At 54.2% G+C, this 15,405-nt stretch carries 17 protein-coding genes; 13 read left to right on the top strand and 4 right to left on the bottom strand.

Annotated features, from left to right (window positions below; all coding sequences use genetic code 11):
• Positions 1 to 6 precede the first annotated feature (6 nt).
• Entirely contained in the window at positions 7 to 1,182 is a 1,176-nt protein-coding gene (locus tag INF68_RS06695) for an efflux RND transporter periplasmic adaptor subunit (RefSeq protein ID WP_126786094.1), read from the bottom strand.
• A 336-nt stretch (positions 1,183 to 1,518) separates the two neighbouring features.
• Here INF68_RS06695 and INF68_RS06690 point away from each other — a divergent pair, with 336 nt between their 5' ends.
• Positions 1,519 to 1,869, top strand: a complete 351-nt coding sequence (locus tag INF68_RS06690; RefSeq protein WP_061715355.1) for a helix-turn-helix domain-containing protein — start codon at positions 1,519 to 1,521, stop codon at positions 1,867 to 1,869.
• On the opposite strand, the gene INF68_RS06685 is transcribed toward INF68_RS06690, so the two are convergent.
• Entirely contained in the window at positions 1,793 to 2,707 is a 915-nt protein-coding gene (locus INF68_RS06685; protein WP_227412801.1) for a LysR family transcriptional regulator, read from the bottom strand. The two genes, INF68_RS06690 and INF68_RS06685, sit on opposite strands and share 77 nt — an antisense overlap.
• A 100-nt stretch (positions 2,708 to 2,807) precedes the next feature.
• On the opposite strand from INF68_RS06685, the gene INF68_RS06680 reads away from it, so the two are divergent.
• The 4 genes from INF68_RS06680 (at position 2,808) to INF68_RS06665 (ending at position 6,264) form a co-directional block, all read left to right on the top strand.
• The gene (locus INF68_RS06680; RefSeq protein ID WP_126786095.1) at positions 2,808 to 3,788 is read left to right on the top strand and encodes a nitrilase family protein; all 981 of its coding nucleotides are present in this window, start codon (positions 2,808 to 2,810) and stop codon (positions 3,786 to 3,788) included.
• Positions 3,789 to 3,865: 77 nt separating this feature from the next.
• Complete coding sequence (locus INF68_RS06675) at positions 3,866 to 4,183, top strand: YebG family protein (RefSeq protein ID WP_126786096.1); 318 nt, start codon at positions 3,866 to 3,868, stop codon at positions 4,181 to 4,183.
• 828 nt (positions 4,184 to 5,011) lie between these two features.
• Complete coding sequence (locus tag INF68_RS06670; RefSeq protein WP_265094682.1) at positions 5,012 to 5,428, top strand: fimbria/pilus periplasmic chaperone; 417 nt, start codon at positions 5,012 to 5,014, stop codon at positions 5,426 to 5,428.
• 227 nt (positions 5,429 to 5,655) lie between these two features.
• Positions 5,656 to 6,264, top strand: coding sequence for a helix-turn-helix domain-containing protein (locus INF68_RS06665; RefSeq protein WP_193525282.1), 609 nt, complete (start codon positions 5,656 to 5,658; stop codon positions 6,262 to 6,264).
• An 88-nt stretch (positions 6,265 to 6,352) separates the two neighbouring features.
• Here INF68_RS06665 and INF68_RS23485 read toward each other — a convergent pair whose 3' ends face one another.
• The gene (locus INF68_RS23485; RefSeq protein ID WP_227412810.1) at positions 6,353 to 6,508 is read right to left on the bottom strand and encodes a LuxR C-terminal-related transcriptional regulator; all 156 of its coding nucleotides are present in this window, start codon (positions 6,506 to 6,508) and stop codon (positions 6,353 to 6,355) included.
• 135 nt (positions 6,509 to 6,643) lie between these two features.
• Entirely contained in the window at positions 6,644 to 7,528 is an 885-nt protein-coding gene (locus INF68_RS06655; protein WP_109844318.1) for a LysR family transcriptional regulator, read from the bottom strand.
• A gap of 114 nt (positions 7,529 to 7,642) precedes the next feature.
• Between INF68_RS06655 and INF68_RS06650 the strand changes: the two genes are divergently transcribed.
• The 8 genes from INF68_RS06650 (at position 7,643) to osmV (ending at position 15,314) form a co-directional block, all read left to right on the top strand.
• Positions 7,643 to 8,770: an alpha/beta hydrolase gene (locus INF68_RS06650; protein ID WP_126786100.1), complete on the top strand. Its 1,128-nt coding sequence runs from the start codon at positions 7,643 to 7,645 to the stop codon at positions 8,768 to 8,770.
• A gap of 49 nt (positions 8,771 to 8,819) precedes the next feature.
• Positions 8,820 to 10,016, top strand: a complete 1,197-nt coding sequence (locus INF68_RS06645) for an MFS transporter (protein ID WP_109844305.1) — start codon at positions 8,820 to 8,822, stop codon at positions 10,014 to 10,016.
• Positions 10,017 to 10,088: 72 nt separating this feature from the next.
• Positions 10,089 to 10,712 carry a glutathione S-transferase family protein gene (locus tag INF68_RS06640; protein WP_126786101.1) on the top strand — a complete coding sequence of 208 codons (624 nt, stop codon included), beginning with the start codon at positions 10,089 to 10,091 and terminating at the stop codon, positions 10,710 to 10,712.
• A gap of 155 nt (positions 10,713 to 10,867) precedes the next feature.
• A complete protein-coding gene (locus tag INF68_RS06635; protein ID WP_126786102.1) occupies positions 10,868 to 11,605 on the top strand; it encodes a YoaK family protein in 738 nt (245 codons plus the stop codon).
• Between the two features lie 276 nt (positions 11,606 to 11,881).
• Complete coding sequence (gene osmY, locus INF68_RS06630) at positions 11,882 to 12,592, top strand: osmoprotectant ABC transporter permease OsmY (RefSeq protein ID WP_023311516.1); 711 nt, start codon at positions 11,882 to 11,884, stop codon at positions 12,590 to 12,592.
• 18 nt (positions 12,593 to 12,610) lie between these two features.
• Positions 12,611 to 13,510: an osmoprotectant ABC transporter substrate-binding protein OsmX gene (osmX, locus tag INF68_RS06625; protein ID WP_023327329.1), complete on the top strand. Its 900-nt coding sequence runs from the start codon at positions 12,611 to 12,613 to the stop codon at positions 13,508 to 13,510.
• A gap of 8 nt (positions 13,511 to 13,518) precedes the next feature.
• A complete protein-coding gene (gene osmW, locus INF68_RS06620) occupies positions 13,519 to 14,166 on the top strand; it encodes an osmoprotectant ABC transporter permease OsmW (protein WP_023311514.1) in 648 nt (215 codons plus the stop codon).
• Positions 14,166 to 15,314 carry an osmoprotectant ABC transporter ATP-binding protein OsmV gene (osmV, locus tag INF68_RS06615; RefSeq protein WP_126786103.1) on the top strand — a complete coding sequence of 383 codons (1,149 nt, stop codon included), beginning with the start codon at positions 14,166 to 14,168 and terminating at the stop codon, positions 15,312 to 15,314. Before osmW ends, osmV begins: the two co-directional genes overlap by 1 nt.
• Positions 15,315 to 15,405: the final 91 nt, after the last annotated feature.

The raw sequence follows: 15,405 nt of genomic DNA, 5'->3' as shown, positions 1-15,405 counted from the left end.
AAGGGATCAGTTGAGGGCGCTGGCGGCGGTCATGGCAACGGTTTTCGCGTTAACCGGCATCCCCGGCATAAACACTTTTTGTAAACCCTCGACGATGACTTTATCGCCAGGGTTCAGCCCCTGCCGCACGATGCGTAAACCGTCTGCCAGACGGCCCGGCGTGATGTCGCGGCGCTGCGCTTTCCCCTCTTTATCGACGATATAAACGTACTTACGATCCTGATCGGTCAGCACCGCTTTGTCGTCGATAAGCGTGGCTTTGAACTCCGCGCTGCCCGGCAGGCGTACGCGGGCAAAAAGTCCCGGCGTGAACTGACGCTGCGCGTTATCCAGCAGCGCGCGCATACGGATGGTGCCGGTACTCGGCGTCAGCTGGTTATCCAGGAAGTCCACTTTGCCCTGGTGGGGATATCCCTCCTCGCCCGTCAGGCCAATCTCAACCGGAAGCGCCGTATGATTGCTGGACGCCCCCTGCCCGCTGCGGGCAAGATTCTGGTAGTGAAGATAGGTCGACTCGTCTACGTCAAAGTAGACGTAAACCGTTTTCTGCGAGACTAGCGTGGTAAGAACGCTGGCGGTGTCACCCGCCGTCACCAGGTTTCCGCTGGTGATCAGCGCCCGGCTGGCGCGACCGTCGATAGGCGCGGTGACTTTGGTGAAGTCCAGGTTGAGCTGCGCCGCGTCCACTGCCGCCTGCGCGGCGCGAATATCGGCCTGCGCCTGAGTGGCGGCCGAACGACGCTGCTCCCACTCTTCACGGGAGACAACGTTGGTATTGACCAGCTTATCGGTACGGTTAGCCTCGCTTTGCGCCAGGCTGGCCTGCGTTTTAGCTCTCGCCAGGTTCGCCTGCGCCTGTTCCAGCGACGCGCGATAGGTTCGGTCATCAATCGTGAACAGCACCTCGCCCTTCTTCACTTCCTGGCCGTCGGTGTAATTCACTTTATCAATGTAGCCGGAAACGCGCGGACGGAGCTGAACGCTCTCCACCGCTTCAATCCGGCCGTTAAAGCTATCCCACTGGCTTATGGATTTCACCACCACGTCAGCAGCGCTGACGGCGGGCGCAGGCGGCGCGGCGTTTTGCGCGACGCTGTTGTCGCATCCGACGAGCAGCACGGAGAGCAACATGGCCCCCAGCGCGTTCAGATGAAAGTTACCCCAAGTTTTTTGCAGGCTCATTATTTTTATTCCGGTAATTGTCGCCGCCGGGCAAGACGCAGCAGGAGGCACTGCGCCACTTCCTTTGTCCGGTGGCTGTCTCAAGGCCATTTGTGTCGTTCATCGCCACAAAACTGTAACAGTTGCGAATACACTATCGCGGCGATTGTAGGAAGGCGCTTAACTAAGTGCAAGAATAATTGTTGCACTTTATGTGCTATTTGAGCGGATGTGAAAAGACCCGTTTCGGTCAGGGATTTAAATGCAACAATAAAACTTGCAATTAATACAAAAACGCGCCACCTTTTAATGCAACAGACAAAGATACCTTTTGACAGGCAGCGTGGGAGTAACCAGATGAACACTGGCGCATTTATGCATGATTTACTCGACTGGATCGACAACAACCTGGATAGCCGTCTGGACATTGAGTCCGTCGCCAGGCGGTCCGGCTACTCAAAATGGCACCTCCAGCGCCTCTTCAAAGAGCATACCGGCTATCCCCTCGCCGGGTATATTCGCGCGCAAAAGCTGCAAAAATCGGTTGAGCGCTTAACCCGCAGCGATGAGCCGATTCTGAACGTGGCGATCGCACTGGGCTTCGACTCCCAGCAGTCCTTCAACCGCAGCTTTAAGCGTCAGTATGGTCAGGCGCCTGGGGCATGGCGGCGGAGTATGGGTGGCCCGGAAACGCAGCAGCTACGCTAGCAATGAAATTGTCACGGATGACATCCTCCCTGCTTGCGTCCCAGGCGATGCCTACCTTCCAGCTGATTGATTCACCCATGAGCGGAATAATCACCAGCTCCGGCGGCGCGATATGCGTCACGCTGGTGGGCAAAATGGCCACACCGATACCCGCAATCACCATCGCGACGATAGTTTGGATATCATCAGTCAGCTGAGTCGATGAGATGAAAAGACCGTTGTTATGCAGGAAGCGGTCAATCTGCGCGTTTAGACCTCTTCCTCGCTCATCATACAGCCGCAACAGAGGGCGTTTCGTGAGCCACTCTGCGGCAGACAGTGTCGGCGACGCGGCGGGCGCAACCAGGACTAGCCGGTCGGTAAATAGAGGCAGGTATTCAAGCGCCACGGGGGGAGGAACCCTGACAAAACCGACCTGTAGCTCATCATTTTGTAAACGCTCGTACTGCTGGAAGGAAGGCAGATCCGTCAATGACATTTCTACTTCCGGATAGTCCCGACGAAAGTCAGCGATACAGCGTGGCGCCAGATAAAAGCTTGAGAGTCCGAACCCGACGGAAATATGCCCTTCAACCCCTTTCGATACCCGCTCAGCATGCTGCAGAAATTGCCGGGTCTGCCTGACCACTTTTTCAGCCTCTGGCAGCAAACGCCTGCCGCTGGCCGTCAGCATTGCGCCGTGACGACCTCGTGAAAAAAGAGACATATTCACCAGGGATTCGAGGAGATTAATCTGTTTGGTCAATGCCGGCTGCGAGATAAACAGCGCCCGCGCCGCATCGGCATAATTACCTTTTTCCGCCAGCATCAAAAACGCCTTTAGCAGCCGGGTGTTCATTTTCGCATTCCAGATGGTTATCAAATTAAGAAATGTTTTGATTATACAGTTATTGATAATCGTTATGTAATTCAGTCTCGATGACAACCGGAGACGCATCATGAACGAACTGACATCCTTAAAGGCGGCAGCCGTACAGTTTCAGCATCAGGCCAGTAACAAAAAATACAACCTCCTGATAATGGAGAAATTTATTGAACAGGCGGCGCTTGAGCAGGTGAACATTCTTACATTCCCTGAAATGTGCATCACCGGCTACTGGCATGTCCCTAAGCTTACCGCTGCGCAGGTGTCTGCGCTGGCAGAGCCGATTGTTGACAGCCCTTCCCTGACGCTCATTCGCTCCCTGGCGATAAAACATCAAATGCTTATTGGCGCCGGGCTTATTGAACGCGCCGACGATGGTCGCCTCTACAATGCGTATGTTGCCTGTATGCCGGATGGCTCAATGCACACGCATCGTAAGCTCCATGCTTTTGAACATCCGGCCATCAGCAGCGGGGATAACTTTACCGTTTTTGATACACCGTGGGGCGTGAAGGTCGGGATCCTGATTTGCTGGGACAATAATTTGGTCGAAAATGTGCGCGCGACGGCGCTGCTGGGTGCCGATATTCTTCTCGCTCCGCACCAGACAGGCGGTACCGATTCCCGCAGCCCTCACGGTATGAAGCCTGTTCCGCTGGCGCTCTGGGAAGAGCGGGAAACGCGCAGGGAAGAAATTACGGCCGCATTCAAAGGACCAAGCGGCCGGAAATGGCTCATGCGCTGGCTGCCGGCCCGCGCGCATGACAATGGAGTATTTCTTCTCTTCAGCAACGGTGTCGGTGCGGATGACGACGAGGTGCGCACGGGCAATGCCATGATCCTCGACCCGTATGGAAGGATCGTGAATGAAACCTGGGCGGCAGAAGATGCGATGGTGAGCGCTGAGCTGGATTTGAGCCTGCTTGCTATGAGCACCGGACGCCGCTGGATCCACGGTCGTCGTCCTGATTTATACCAGATACTTACGCAGCCGCAGGGGTATGAACGTGATGCGATCAGCGCACGATTTTCGAATGTCCCCCCTTCTCGCTAGAAATGTGCTCACTTTTTAGCTGCAAGATAAACCGGGAACAGTTATACTGTACATAATTACAGTATGAGGTGCGCATAATGGCTGTTGAAACAAAATTTGTTGTCGTTAGAAAAGGTGAAGAGAAAATGACATTTGCCAGTAAGAAAGAGGCTGACGCTCACGACAAGCTGCTCGATATGGCAGACGCGTTCACCGACTGGCTGTTGCAAAGCGGAATGCAGATGGATGAAACGCAGGCTGAAAATCTTGGCCTGCATCTCGCCGAGCAGAAAGAAACCGTGCAGCATATTCTGCGTACCAGCAAGCTTCCCGATCTCAATGCTCCAGCTGCAACGGATAAAACAGAATCCGATGCGGCTGACACGAAAAAAATCAGGGCTGTGAAAGCGGCCTGATTGTCAGAAAATCATCACGATCCGAAAGCCGTAAGCAGATAACCGCTTACGGCTTTTTTAGCTGTCAGAAGGGATCCACAGCTGATTGATATTAACGATTTTATTGACCCGTAACGGTTGTTTGAGTATTCGTTCGTCCCGCATGCCTGACTCGAATGCTGCGCTGTAGGTTATAAACCACGCCATTTAATTAGCAGTTCCGGTATGTGTTCTTCCAGCCTGTGCCAATCGGTAAGTACAGCATGTAGGATTGGCGCAGCGGTCAGGGTGCCAGCTTTAAACATCTCATTTCCCGGGTACATAATAATAGATGCCATAATGCGCCCCGTAATAATTGACACCATTTATTCTTTACAGAACGGCGTTTTCCTTTCATTTTCGTTTTATTAAAGAAAAATCAACATCACTTTCAAGTTAGAGTTCAGCCCTGCTCCCAGGCCAAAACCAGGGTAATAACGCCTAAAAATCTCTATTCTGTCTGCGGGTATATGAGGCTGTTTCATTCATGAACGCGGCTTTACGATAATAGCGGATAAATAAAAACGTTAACGATGATGTAACAACCAGCACATAATCCTTTTAAGGACATACAAAAAAAGACTTTTCTTAACTTCAGCAGTATCATATTTTAATATCCACAAGAAACTCAAGGCATTGATTTCACGGGATTTATTTCAATTATTTATTGTGGAATCAGGATTGAGAGTAATATTACGTAGATTAAACTGGCTGCGATGCAATTGCCCTTAGCTATAATATCTGTGAAATTGTTAATATTAACGGCATCCGTTTTTTATATGAAGCGGCTAAAAAGAATTATCATTAAGCGTGCGCAACCCGGAGGCTAAAGAGAACCTAATGCGCCTTATTATTCCAGGCACACTTTCCCAGTATAAAGAGTCGATGCACAGGCTTCGCGTCATGGCGATCCCATCTGCGCCTCGGGAAAATAATACTCAACAGATTGCCGTGTCCACCAGTACCAAACTGATCAATCGCTCTGTCGCGCTTAAGGAAACCGACTCAAAAAAACAGAGTGATAAGCTCAACTGGCATGTTACTGGCGAGCGGCTTGAAGGATCTTCTGATGAGTCCTACAGCGACGGAAAAACGTGGTCTATCGATACCGCCTCAGCCGTTGGCAGGCCGACGTTTCAGATGCATACACGCGCTTTGAGTATGGCCTATGGCGCCACACCCCGTAAAATCGGCCCTGTTATTACCATGTCACTGGCATACCACTAAGGTCAGGTTCCGCACGTAAAACCGCTATCGGAAGGCGGTTTCATATTTGTTTCTTCCTCCCCAGGATGTCCAGATGAAGCGAGCACTCCCAACCCAATATTCTGATCAGAACCTTATAAACCTCCAGAACGATTGTTCCGATATGTTCTGATTCGGAATTTTTATCATCTTTTTCAAAAAGTCTTCTATCATATATTAAGAATTATTATTTTTTGGTAACCAAAAGCATGAAACCTGAAACACATTATAATGCACTGATCAAGGCAGTCTCTGACAGCAAGCGGATCCAGAGTGCTAAGCCACGTCAGCTCATTACGCTGGAGAAGCAAGCTGAGCCAGTAACGTTTATCCTGCATGAGGGAGTCGTTGCGATATACAGAAGCAGCGATCGGCTTCTAATCAAATATATCAGAGCCCCGATAATTACGGGTATGAACGAATTAATTGACATCCACGACGGCATTTTTATAAAAGCCTACAAAAGCGTTAGCTATGAGATCCTACCTACAAAAGAGATGCTTGACATCATCAATACCCAGGGTTTATGGAAAGATGCCTCATACTGTTATATGTATGCCGTCCGTCAATTGCTCCTCGCCCACTATTCATCCGTCGGGCTCTCAACCTATGAGCTGATACGACTGAATTTGATTTCCCTGATGAATGAAGATGAAGCGCTCAGCGATCATGTCAACGTCAGTGATTATATTCTGGAAAAAACCCGACTTTCACGCAGTCGTGTTATGAAAATACTGGGCGATTTACGTATCGGTGGTTATATAGAGATCAATCGAGGTATCCTTAAAAAAATTAATAAATTGCCTGAAAAATATTAAACGCATTAACTGGTCATTAACGTAGGGTCGTTATATCAGACAGCGAATACCAGGCGATAAATGACCTGACGGAAGAACAGCTGCCGCATCAATGCGGCGGCTGAAGCTTGTGTATCGCTTTGCGCAGTTCCAGATCATTTTTTACTCCCAGCTTTACCATAATCTTTCGTTTGTGGGTACTGATCGTTTTCTGACTTCGAAACATTTCGCGTGATAATTCAATTCCGGTTTTACCGCTTTTCAGATTAGAGAAACAGGCTGAAATGTAGGAGTTGTTTTGTGTCCAATAAAGGATGTCAATTGCAGAAAGTTATTTTCCAGGGATTTCCTGCGCTTAATTTACGGTTGACGAGGCGTATTCCAGAAAGACAACGCCGCCCTAAATTTTCAGCGTATCAATCACCGCTCTAAGCGCAGGCGACACGTTACGGTGCGGATAATAGAGATACAGTCCGTCCATGCGCAGGCTAAAGCGCTGCAAAACCCGGATAAGCGTTCCGCGTTCCAGATCGTCAGCCACCAGCTCCACTGGAACATAGGCCAGCCCAAGTCCCAGCCTGGCGGCTTCGGCTTCCATATAGCTGTCAGACAGCGCCCATTGCCCCTCAGGCCTATGGGTGATTTTTTTCCCGTCCTGCACCAGCTCCCACTGATAGTCACTACCGTCGGCAAACTGGTAGGCAATGCAGGGGTGCGTCACTAAATCCGCAGGTGTCTGCGGAAAACCGAAGCGTCTGAAGTGTTCCGGGGCAGCCACTGCGGCCATTTCCATATCAGGCGTGATACGCACTGCAATCATTCCTTGCCCCACTTCCGGCCCGAGTCTGACACCCGCATCGAACCGCTCGGCGATAATGTCGACGAAGCGGCTTTCATTCATCAGTTCCAGCCTGATGTCCGGGTAACGTTGTTTAAAAATGGCGAGCTTTGGCAGCAGACATTTGTCGATAGCGTGCTGGCTGGCATTAATACGTACCGTGCCGGACGGCGTCTGACGATAGTGTGCCAGGGTCGCCAGGCCCGTATCGAGCGTATCGAACGCGGACTCGGCTGTCTGATAAAGCTGTTCCCCCGCGTGGGTGAGCGACAGCTTACGCGTGGTGCGGACCAAAAGCTGAACGCCCAACCGCTCTTCCAGCTCGCGAACCGAGCGGCTGATCCCGGATTGCGCCAGCCCAAGCCGCTGCGCAGCCGCCGTGAAGCTCCCCTCCCGTACCACCTGCATGAACAGGTAAAGCTCATTATAGTTTTCCCGTTTCGCCATCATGCTCACCAATTTATAACAATATGATATGAATCCTAGCAGCTTTTGGCCTCTAATCAGCACTATTTCTGCTAACTATAATGACCGCAACACAACAACCCAGGGTCCATATTCATGAAAACATTCGCCCAAAAACTGTCTGTTGCGATGCTGCTATGTGCATCATTAAGTGGAGTGACAACAATGAGCTATGCAGAAACCACCAACCCAAACGCGCCTGTTTCGATGGTGAGCACATGGGATAAAACCTTCGCCGAAAGTGACAAAGTCGATCACCGCAAGGTGTCCTTCCAGAACCGATACGGGATCACCCTGGTGGGCGATCTGTATCTTCCTAAAAACCGCGGTGACCACAAGCTGGCGGCGATTGCGGTAAGTGGTCCATTTGGCGCGGTCAAAGAGCAGTCCAGCGGTCTGTATGCGCAGACCCTGGCGGAAAATGGGTTTGTGACCCTGGCATTCGATCCGTCCTATACGGGCGAAAGTGGCGGCCAGCCGCGCAACGTCGCCTCTCCGGATATCAACACTGAAGACTTTAGCGCGGCGGTGGATTTCCTGGGATTGCAGAAAGAGGTTGATCGTAATCGCATTGGTATTCTCGGAATCTGCGGCTGGGGCGGTATGGCGCTGAATGCGGCCTCCATGGACACCCGCGTGAAAGCGGTCGCCACCAGCGTGATGTACGACATGAGCCGGGCGATGGGTCACGGCGTGGGCGACGGGAAAGATCGCTACTCAACGTCTGACCGCCGCGCCGTTCTGCAGTATCTGAACGAACAGCGCTGGAAAGATGCAGAGAATGGTACCTTCGCGCACCGCGGCCATGACATTTATGTCGACGAGAACGGCAAAGTGACGGCGGCTGAACGTATTCTGCCAGTGACGCTGCCAGCAGACCCGCATCCGGTACTGAAGGAGTTTTATGACTACTACCGCATGCCGCGAGGCTTCCACGCGCGTTCCGTCAACTCCACCGGCGCGTGGACCGCGACCACGCCATTATCCTTTATGAATATGCCGCTGCTGAGCTACGCCGGGGAAATTACTATCCCGACGCTTATCGTAACCGGCGAAAAAGCACACTCCCGCTACTTTGCAGAAGATGCGTTTAAAGCGGTCGGCAGCAAACAGAAGCAACTGGTGATTGTCCCTGGCGCAAACCATGTCGATCTCTACGACAACGTTGCCGGGAAAATCCCGTTCGGCCAGTTTGAACAGTTTTTCAAAACCAGCCTGAAATAAACCTCTTCGCCGCCCGTGTTGAGCGGGCGGCGCTTTGTGAAAGATGACTATGTCCACTCTGAATCCTGCCTCCTCACAGAATGAGGAACGCGCGCACTGGGGCGGTATTTTTGCCATGACCCTGTGCGTATTTGTCCTGATTGCCTCGGAATTTATGCCCGTCAGCCTGCTCACGCCCCTTGCCAGAGATTTGGGCGTTACGGAGGGGCTCGCTGGCCAGGGGATCGCGATTTCCGGCGCGCTGGCGGTTCTGACCAGCCTCTTCCTTTCCCGGCTTGCCGGGAATATGAACCGCAAACACCTTCTGCTGGGCATGACGCTCCTGATGGCGCTCTCGGGGATGATTATCGCTTTCGCCCCAAACTATCTGGTTTATATGACCGGCCGCGCGCTGATCGGTATCGCTATAGGCGGGTTCTGGTCCATGTCTGCCGCCACGGCCATTCGCCTCGTTCCGCAGCATCAGGTATCTCGCGCGCTGGCGATATTCAACGGGGGGAACGCGCTGGCGACGGTAGTCGCCGCCCCGCTCGGAAGCTATCTCGGCGCCACCATTGGCTGGCGCGGCGCCTTCCTGTGCCAGGTTCCCGTGGCGACAGTGGCGTTCCTCTGGCAATGCTTTAGCCTGCCCGATATGAACGGCAATAAAAATACGGCGTCACGCGCATCCGCCTTTCGGCTATTCCGCCAGCCGGTGGTTTCCATCGGTCTGCTGGCCTGCGGCCTGTTCTTTATGGGACAGTTTGCGCTGTTTACCTATGTGCGGCCGTTTCTCGAAACCGTCACACGCGTCACCCCCTCCGGCTTATCGCTGATTTTACTCACCATAGGCGTCGCGGGATTTGTTGGCACGCTGCTTGTTGCTCTGGTCCTGAACGCCGCGTTTTACCTGACGCTAATCGCCATTCCCCTGCTGATGGCCGTGATAGCAGGCGTGTTGATACTAACCGGCCACAGCGTGTGGCTCGTTTCCCTGCTGTTAGGCTTCTGGGGGATGCTGGCGACGGCGGCACCAACGGGATGGTGGACATGGATTGCGCGAACCCTGCCGGAAGATGCTGAAGCCGGCGGCGGATTAATGGTCGCCGTAATCCAGCTTTCTATTGCGCTGGGTTCAACGGCCGGTGGCCTGGTATTCGACCATAGCGGCTGGCAGAGCACGTTTGCAATGAGCGGCATGTTGCTCCTGGGCGCGGTTGTGTTGACGCTTCTGCTTTCGCGTCTTCACAAATCACTCGCCGGATGATTTATTGACGCTTTTCTCAACCGCTGGTGTATTGTTTTTAAACGATTCATCACTCTGAAGAGAAGCGGCGACATGATTAACATCCTCGGCAAAACCACCTCCATTAACGTGCGGAAAGTGCTCTGGACCTGCGAAGAAGCGGGCCTTGCGTATCAACAGGAAGATTACGGCAGCGGTTTTGCGTCAACGGAAACGGATGCCTTCCGCGCGCTGAACCCCAACGCCATGGTGCCGGTGCTGATCGATGACGATTTCGTGCTGTGGGAGTCCAACGCCATCTGCCGTTACCTGGCGCGCAAGGCCGGGCGTCACGATCTGCTGCCCGCAGAACCCCAGGCTTGCGCCAACGTTGAGCGCTGGATGGACTGGCAGGCAACCGAATTTAACAACGCATGGCGCTATGTCTTCCCGGCACTGGGGCGTAAAAACCCGGACTTTAACGACCCTGAGCGCATTGCGGCGGGAATAAAAGAGTGGAACCACTGCATCACCATTCTGGAAAACCAGCTGCAGCGCACCGGGGCCTTTGCGGCGGGCGAGACGTTTACCCTTGCGGACGTAGTGCTTGGGCTGTCGGTGAATCGCTGGAAAATGACGCCCTTTGATAAGCCCGACGTGCCCGCGCTCGAGGCCTGGTTTGAACGCCTTAACCAGCGACCGGCGTTTTTGCGTCACGGCAATAACGGCATGATTTAAAGCATTCGCCCCCCCATTTTGAGTAAGGATATTTTAATTAATTACTAAACCCTGAAAGTCGTCAGAGGGAATAATAATTAAGCCATATCCTGGACAGCCCGTTGTACGGCTTTGCTAGCCTGACTATTCAGGCAAAGCTCAACCCGGAGGTATTCTTGCTGATTAGACTCAAGAAAGAACGAACGCATAAGGAGGATCGCCGGCTTGCTCTCTGGCTGGCGACCTCGGCAGGTTTGCTGAATGCCATCGCCCTCGGGGCATTTGGTTTTTTCCCCTCACACATGACCGGCAACACCTCACAGTTATCCAGCGAAGTCTCTTCCACCGATCTGAGCGATATCATTTTTTTCGGCTCGATTATTCTCTCTTTTGTCGCAGGCGCCATTGTTGCGCGCATGATAGTAATATGGGGCATTATCCATAACGTCAGGCTGGTTTTTTGCCAGATCCTGTTTGTCGAAGGGTTATTACTGACCGGCGTCTCCTTCTACGAGATGTATTTTTATGCCCTCACCAGCAACCGCGTGATCATTCTTTTTCTGTGCGGACTAATGGGCATTCACAACTCCACCTCCACGCAGCTTTCCGGCGGACGGGTGAGATCGACGCACATTACCGGCACGCTGACGGACGCGGGGATCTCCCTGGCCTCGGTAATGGTGGCGATGCTGCGCAGGGATTACTCCAAAGATACGGCGGCGCAAAAAAGCCAGCTAAAAACTCACTTAACCACCCTGTTCTCGTTCATTACTGGCGGTATCGCGGGGCTGCTGCTGTTCAGATGGATCGGGTTTAACGCCATGCTGGCGCTCGGGTTGATGCTCGCCGTTGTCGCTACCGTTTCAATTATCACCGTCTCGACGCGGGTTCGACGGGTTCGTGCCTCTCTCTGAAGTGAATGTCCGATATTCGGCGTATGAGCCTTTTAGATGTGACACTGTCACATATAAAAATTCGCTTTAGGACTATTCTGCCTGCCCCTCAATCAGCCCTTACGCCATAAGGCTTAAACCGAGGTTGTCCCCGTTTTCATAGGGTTACTGATTTTACCCCTTCGCTGGAACCCTTCCCAAACGCTTGCTATAGGTGAAATACCCCTGCCGAAACATGGCATAACAACAGGCAACCGGTGGTTGCTATAACGCATGCGCACAGGGAGACACACCGCAATGCACCCATTACTCAAACGTTCGCTGCTGTTTGTCGGCGCAATTATCGTGGTCCTCGCCCTCCTCGTCTGGGGGATCGGGATGGAGACGATTAAGGCGCGCCAGGTTGACCTGGTTTATCTCGGGCAACAGCACATGATTCTGGTTTTCTCATCGATGTTTTTTGCCCTGCTGGTGGGTATTCCAGCCGGTATTCTGCTGAGCCGCCCGGCCGCGCGGGGTATCGCCGAATATGTGATGCAAATCTTTAACGTCGGCAACACGCTGCCGCCGCTGGCCGTTCTGGCGCTGGCGATGGTGGTGATTGGCATTGGCGATACGCCCGCCATCATCGCCCTGTTCCTCGCCTCGCTGCTGCCGATCGTGCGTAACACCTACGCCGGGCTGTGCTCGGTCCCGCCGTCGCTGCTGGAAGCGGCAAACGGCATCGGGATGACCAAATGGCAGCGTCTGCGTCAGGTTGAGCTGCCAGCCGCCTGGCCGGTCATGCTCTCGGGGATCCGCATCGCCACCGCCATTAACGTCGGTACCGCACCGCTGGCGTTCCTGATTGGCGCCAGCAGCTACGGCGAGCTGATATTCCCCGGTATTTACCTGAACGATTTCCCGACCCTGATCCTCGGCGCGGCGGCCACCGCCCTGTTCGCCCTGATCCTCGATACCCTGCTGGCGGCGCTGGGTCGCGCGATGAGTCCCCATCTCGCTCGATAACAATAACAAGGAGCTTTTATGAGACTGTTTTCCGGCCTGACGGCGCTGTGTGCCGCGGCGCTGTTCACCAGCCAGGCGATGGCGGCCCCGCTGATTCTGGCGACCAAGAGCTTTACCGAGCAGCACATACTCTCGGCGATGACCGTGCAGTACCTGCAAAAGAAAGGTTTTCAGGTCCAGCCGCAAACCAACATTGCCACGGTGATCTCCCGCAACGCGATGATCAACAAGCAGATTGACATGACCTGGGAGTACACCGGCACGTCCTTGATCATCTTTAACCACATCAACAAGCGCATGTCGCCGCAGGAGTCTTACGAGACGGTGAAACGCCTGGACGCAAAGCACGGTCTGGTCTGGCTCAAGCCCGCCGACATGAACAACACCTACGCTTTCGCCATGCAGCGCAAGCGCGCCGAGGCGGAACACATCAACACCATGTCGGAGATGGTGGCGAAGATTGAGCAGATCCGTAAAACCAACCCGGACAAAAACTGGCTGCTTGGCCTGGACCTGGAATTTGCCGGACGCAGCGACGGCATGAAGCCGCTTCAGGCGGCCTACAAGATGGATCTGGACCGCCCGCAAATCCGCCAGATGGACCCCGGTCTGGTCTATAACGCGGTGCGCGACGGCTTCGTTGACGCCGGTCTGATTTACACCACCGACGGGCGCGTGAAAGGCTTCGACCTCAAGGTGCTGGAAGATGATAAAGGCTTCTTCCCGAGCTACGCGGTGACGCCGGTGGTGCGTAAGGACACGCTGGAGGCCAACCCCGGCCTGGAAGAGGCGCTCAACACCCTCTCGGCGCAGCTCAACAACGACGTTATCACCGAGCTGAACAAGAAGGTGGATATCGACCATCAGTCACCGCAGCAGGTCGCCCGCGATTTCCTGCGTAGCAAACAGCTGCTGTAGGAGGCGCTATGGAGACGATTCACTACATTCTGGACAACTGGGATTACCTCTTAACCCTCACCCTTCAGCACCTGTGGCTGGTGGCGCTGGCCGTAGGTTTAGCCATCATCATCGGCGTACCGCTGGGCATTCTGATTGTCCGCCACAGGTGGCTGGCAACGCCGGTGCTGGGGATAGCCACCATCGTGCTGACCATTCCGTCCATCGCCCTGTTTGGGCTGATGATCCCGCTGTTTTCGCTGATCGGTCAGGGAATTGGCGCCCTGCCCGCGATTACGGCGGTGTTTCTCTACTCGCTGCTGCCGATTGTGCGTAACACCCATACGGCGCTCGACAGCCTGCCGCCGGGCCTGCGCGAAGCCGGACGCGGCATCGGCATGACCTTCTGGCAGCGGCTGCGCTGGGTCGAGATCCCGATGGCGCTGCCGGTGATTTTCGGCGGGATCCGCACCGCCGTGGTGATGAATATCGGCGTGATGGCGATTGCCGCGGTGATCGGCGCGGGTGGTCTGGGCCTGCTGCTGCTCAACGGCATCGGCGGAAGCGATATTCGCATGTTGATTGCGGGCGCGCTGATGATTTGTCTTTTAGCGATTGTGCTCGACTGGCTGCTGCATCGTCTGCAGGTGGTTCTGACTCCAAAGGGGATTCGATAATGATAAAACTGGAAAACCTCACCAAACAATTTTCGCAGAAGCACGGCCAGACCTTTAAGGCCGTCGACAACGTTAACCTGACCGTACCCGAAGGGGAAATGTGCGTCCTGCTCGGCCCATCCGGCTGCGGGAAGACCACAACCCTGAAGATGATTAACCGCCTCATTACTCCAAGCAGCGGGACAATCCTGATCAACGGCGAAGACACCAGCGGGATGGACACCGTCACCCTGCGCCGCAACATTGGCTACGTGATCCAGCAGATTGGCCTGTTCCCGAACATGACCATCGAAGAGAACATCACCGTCGTGCCGCGCATGCTGGGCTGGGATAAAGCGCGCTGTAAAAGCCGCGCCGAAGAGCTGATGGATATGGTGGCGATGGATCCGCATAAGTTCCTCAACCGCTACCCGCGCGAGATGTCCGGGGGCCAGCAGCAGCGTATCGGCGTGATCCGCGCCCTGGCTGCTGATCCTCCGGTACTCCTGATGGATGAACCCTTTGGCGCGGTGGACCCGATCAACCGCGAGGTGATCCAGAACCAGTTCCTGGAGATGCAGCGCAAGCTGAAAAAAAACGTCATGCTGGTCAGCCACGATATCGACGAAGCCCTGAAGCTCGGCGACCGTATTGCGGTGTTCCGTCAGGGGAAAATCGTGCAGTGCGCCAGCCCGGATGAACTGCTGGCGAAACCGGCGAACGAGTTTGTCGGCTCGTTTGTCGGTCAGGACCGGACGCTGAAGCGTCTGCTGCTGGTATCGGCGGGCGACGTGACTGACCAGCAGCCGACCATTACGGTGCGAGGTTCTACTCCGCTTCCCGAAGCCTTTGCGACCATGGATGATAACGACATTCGGGCCGTTACGGTGGTCGACGAGCACGGCAAACCGCTGGGCTTTGTGAAGCGTCGCGAAGCGCGTAACGCCAGCGGTACTTGCGCAGACATTCTCCATCCGTTCCGCATGACCGGCAAGGCAGAAGACAACCTGCGCGTAGTGCTTTCACGTCTGTATGAGAGTAATACCAGCTGGATGCCGATCGTGGATGAGGACGGTCGCTACAACGGCGAGATTTCGCAGGACTATATTGCCGAGTACCTGAGCTCCGGACGCACGCGTCGGGCGCTCAATATTCATAGCGACAGCTAACCTTTCTGGCCGGGTATCGCCCGGCCTTTTCGCACGAAGACCTTTTGCTAACCCCGCAATTTCCCGCCACAATATCGTATCGTCCCCGTTA

Source organism: Enterobacter cloacae complex sp. P16RS2, from assembly GCF_014982155.1.
GTDB lineage: Bacteria > Pseudomonadota > Gammaproteobacteria > Enterobacterales > Enterobacteriaceae > Enterobacter > Enterobacter cloacae_M.
The sequence above is the reverse complement of the archived record's forward strand: the minus strand, read 5'-3'. Positions and strand labels throughout refer to the sequence as shown.

Bases quoted from the DNA above. Each gene is read 5' to 3' on its own strand.
- osmV (WP_126786103.1), top strand. From the start codon at position 14,166: ATGATAAAACTGGAAAACCTCACCAAACAATTTTCGCAGAAGCACGGC.
- INF68_RS06655 (WP_109844318.1), bottom strand. From the start codon at position 7,528: ATGGCGAAACGGGAAAACTATAATGAGCTTTACCTGTTCATGCAGGTG.
- INF68_RS06650 (WP_126786100.1), top strand. From the start codon at position 7,643: ATGAAAACATTCGCCCAAAAACTGTCTGTTGCGATGCTGCTATGTGCA.
- INF68_RS06685 (WP_227412801.1), bottom strand. From the start codon at position 2,707: ATGAACACCCGGCTGCTAAAGGCGTTTTTGATGCTGGCGGAAAAAGGT.
- osmX (WP_023327329.1), top strand. From the start codon at position 12,611: ATGAGACTGTTTTCCGGCCTGACGGCGCTGTGTGCCGCGGCGCTGTTC.
- INF68_RS06680 (WP_126786095.1), top strand. From the start codon at position 2,808: ATGAACGAACTGACATCCTTAAAGGCGGCAGCCGTACAGTTTCAGCAT.
- INF68_RS06675 (WP_126786096.1), top strand. From the start codon at position 3,866: ATGGCTGTTGAAACAAAATTTGTTGTCGTTAGAAAAGGTGAAGAGAAA.
- osmW (WP_023311514.1), top strand. From the start codon at position 13,519: ATGGAGACGATTCACTACATTCTGGACAACTGGGATTACCTCTTAACC.
- osmY (WP_023311516.1), top strand. From the start codon at position 11,882: ATGCACCCATTACTCAAACGTTCGCTGCTGTTTGTCGGCGCAATTATC.
- INF68_RS06665 (WP_193525282.1), top strand. From the start codon at position 5,656: ATGAAACCTGAAACACATTATAATGCACTGATCAAGGCAGTCTCTGAC.
- INF68_RS06640 (WP_126786101.1), top strand. From the start codon at position 10,089: ATGATTAACATCCTCGGCAAAACCACCTCCATTAACGTGCGGAAAGTG.
- INF68_RS06690 (WP_061715355.1), top strand. From the start codon at position 1,519: ATGAACACTGGCGCATTTATGCATGATTTACTCGACTGGATCGACAAC.
- INF68_RS06645 (WP_109844305.1), top strand. From the start codon at position 8,820: ATGTCCACTCTGAATCCTGCCTCCTCACAGAATGAGGAACGCGCGCAC.
- INF68_RS06695 (WP_126786094.1), bottom strand. From the start codon at position 1,182: ATGAGCCTGCAAAAAACTTGGGGTAACTTTCATCTGAACGCGCTGGGG.